General features: G+C 71.0%; 1 protein-coding gene. It reads left to right on the forward strand.

Annotated features, from left to right (window positions below; translation table 11 throughout):
• Positions 1 to 2,659, forward strand: a 2,659-nt coding sequence (locus VF665_RS10040) for a M14 metallopeptidase family protein (protein WP_331053287.1), incomplete at its 5' end; no start/stop codon positions are given.
• Positions 2,660 to 3,609: the final 950 nt, after the last annotated feature.

Here is a 3,609-nt window from a genome sequence, read left to right on the forward strand (position 1 = left end):
CGACTACGTGCTCCCCAACTACACCCAGTTCGTGGAGTACTGGCGCAAGCTGGACGGCCAGAGCGACCGCATGCGCGTGGTGCCCATGGGGCGCACGGCCGAGGGGCGCGAGCAGATCATGGCCATCGTGAGCAGCCCGGCCAACCTGCGCGACGCCGAGCGCTACCGCGACATCAGCCGCACCCTGGCCATGGGGCGCGTGGACAGCGCCACCGCCGCGCGGCTGGCGGCGGACGGCAAGGCCATCGTGTGGATCGACGGCGGGCTGCACGCCACCGAAGTCCTGGGCGCGCAGCAGCTCATGGAAACCGTCTGGCAGCTGGTGAGCCGCAACGACGCCGAAACGCGCCGCATTCTGGACGACGTCATCATCCTGGCCGTGCACGCCAACCCGGACGGCATGGAGCTGGTGAGCAACTGGTACACCCGCAATCCCAACCGGGAGGCGCGCACCATGATGGGCGTGCCGCGGCTGTACCAGAAGTACATCGGCCACGACAACAACCGTGACTTCTACGCCTCGACGCAGCCCGAGACGGAGAACATGAACCGGGTGATGTACCACGAGTGGCTGCCGCAGATCGTGTACAACCACCACCAGACCGGGCCCACGGGCACGGTGATGTTCGCCCCGCCCTTCCGCGACCCGTTCAACTACAACTACGACCCGCTCATCATCAGCGGCATCGACATGGTGGGCGCGGCCATGCAGAACCGCTTTCTGGCCGAGGACAAGCCGGGGGTGACGCAGCGGCGCGGCAGCAACTACAGCACCTGGTGGAACGGCGGCCTGCGCACCACGGCCTACTTTCACAACATGATCGGGCTGCTGACGGAAACCATCGGCAATCCCACGCCCATGGACGTGGCCTTTGTGCCCAACCGCCAGATCCCCAGCGGCGACCTGCCCGCGCCCGTGGCCCCGCAGCGGTGGCACTTCCGCCGCTCCGTGGACTACTCGGTCACGGCCAACTACGCCGTGCTGGACTACGCCTCGCGCTACCGGCAGACGCTGCTGACCAACATGTGGCGGATGGCGCGCAACTCCGTGCAGCGAGGCCAGCGCGACGAGTGGACGGTCATGCCGCGCCACGTGGACTCGGTGCGCGCCGCCATCCGCGGCGAGCGGCCCGGCGGCCCCGGCGAGGCCACGGCCGTCATGGCCCCTGGCGGCCAGTTCGCCGGCGCGGCGAATGCCGAGGAGTCGGCGCGCTACCAGGCCATGCTGCACCGCCCCGAGTGGCGGGACGCGCGCGGCTACATCATCCCCGCCGACCAGCCGGACTTTGCCACCGCGCTCAAGTTCCTGGACGCACTGCGTGAAACGGGCGTGGAGGTGCAGCGGGCCACGGCCCCGTTCACCGTGGCCGGCAAGCGGTATCCCGCGGGGTCGTACGTGGTGATGGGGGCGCAGGCGTTCCGCCCGCACGTGCTGGACATGTTCGAGCCGCAGGACCACCCCAACGACTTTCTGTACCAGGGCGGCCCGCCCATTCCCCCGTACGACAACGCGGGGTGGACGCTGGCCTACCAGATGGGCGTGCAGTTCGACCGCGTGCTGGAAGGCTTCACGGGTCCGTTCGTGCCCGTGACGGAGTGGAACGTGCCGCGCCCCGGAGGCCGCGTGGCCGCCGGCGGGCAGGGGTGGATTCTGACGGCGCGGCAGAACGACGCGTTCGCGGCCGTCAACCGGCTTCTGGGCTCGGGCGCGGAGGTCTGGCGCGTGCGGCAAGCCGGGCGCGGCGCACAGGCGGGCGACTTCTGGGTGAGCGGCGGCGTGCCGCGCGCCCGGGTGCAGGCGCTGGCGGACTCGCTGGGGCTCACGGTGGGTACCGGCCCCCGCCCCGCTGGCGCCACGCCGCTGCGGCCTCTGCGCATCGCGCTGTGGGACCGCTACGGCGGCAGCATGCCCAGCGGATGGACGCGCTGGGTGTTCGAGCAGTTCGGCTTTCCCTACCGCCAGGTATTCCAGCAGGAACTGGATGCGGGGAACCTGAACGCCAAGTACGACGTCATCGTCTTTGTGGATGGCGCCATTCCGGAGCGTGACGGGCGAGGCGGCGTCATGGCGGGCATGCCGGACCCTGCAACGATCCCCGAGGAGTTCCGCGCGCAGGTGGGCAACGTCACGGTGGAGCGGACGGTGCCCCGGATCCGCGAGTTCCTGGAGAACGGCGGCACGGTGGTGACCATCGGCTCGTCCACGGCGCTGGCCCGCCACCTGGGGCTGCCGGTGGAGGACGCGCTGGCGGAAGCGGGTCCGGACGGCCAGCCGCGCCACCTGCCGCGCGAGAAGTTCTTCATTCCCGGATCGCTGCTTCGGGTGCGGGTCGACAATACGCAGCCCGTCGCGTGGGGAATGCCGGAGCAGGCGGACGTGATGTTCGACGACTCGCCCGTCTTCCGCCTGGGAGCGGGCGCCGAGGCGCGCGGCGTGCGCCGCGTGGCGTGGTACGATTCGGCGACGCCGCTGCGCAGCGGGTGGGCGTGGGGGCAGGAGCACCTGCAGAACGGCGCGGCGGTGGTGTCCGCCGAGGTGGGGCGCGGAAAGCTGTTCCTGTTCGGCCCTGAGATCGCGTTCCGCGCGCAGCCGCACGGCACGTTCAAGCTGCTGTTCAACGGCCTGTTCGAGTCCGTCGCCAACGCCCCGGCGCGCTGACGGAGCACTGAGGGCAACCCCCTCGCACGGAGGGCACGGAGGTTCACGGTACGGATAGGTACCGTGAACCTCCGCGTTCTTTCTCCGTCAACCTGGCACATGCCGCACGGGACCTATCACATCAGCCGCACCGGGCCCCCTCACCCGGCTCGGACTTCGAGCGTCATTCTGAGCGGAGGCGCCGCGCCGCACCGTCCGTCACACCAGGCTCTGGCGCCGACCTAAGAATCCCGCGCCACCGCATCCCGTGCACGCCTGGCTGCGCGTCGCGCTCGGACGCTGCGGGCGCGGCGGGAGAGGCTGGAGCACGCCACGCCGGACTGCGGCGCGGCGGACGTTTCGGTCCGGGGTTCTTCAGTCGCGCATGACTTCGGCACGGGGGAAAGCGCGGCGCACGCTCCTTCAGAATGACGCCTCAGCGCCGAAGTGGGCGGCAGGACACCGGTGGAGGGGAGGTGCCGCCGCAGACGGCGCCGGCGGTGCGAGCGCCGCGAGATGCGCCAGGCGCACGATTCCTCACCTCCGTCGCACCGGGTTCCCACGCCCGCCTCGGACATCGAGTGTCATTCTGAGCGGAGGCGCCGCGCGGCACCGTCCGCCACGCCAGACTCTGGCGCCGACCGAAGAATCCCGCGCCACCGCATCCGATGCACGCCCGGCTGCGCGCCGCGCTCGGACGCGGCGGGTGCGGCGGGAGAGGCTGGAGCGCGCCACGCCGGACCGCGGCGCGGCGGACGTTTCGGTCCGGGATTCTTCAGTCGCGCATGAACGCGGTGCCGGGGAAAGCGCAGCGCACGCTCCTTCAGAATGACACCCCGGCGCCGAGGTGGGTGGCAGGGCGGAGGTGCTGCCGCAGGCGGCGCCTGCGGCGCGAGCGGCGTGAGATGGCACCAGGCGCACCGCGATTCCTCACGTCAGGTGCACCGGGATTCGTCACCTGGCTCGGACTT

The sequence above is a fragment of the Longimicrobium sp. genome (genome assembly GCF_036387355.1).
Classification (GTDB): Bacteria; Gemmatimonadota; Gemmatimonadetes; order Longimicrobiales; family Longimicrobiaceae; genus Longimicrobium.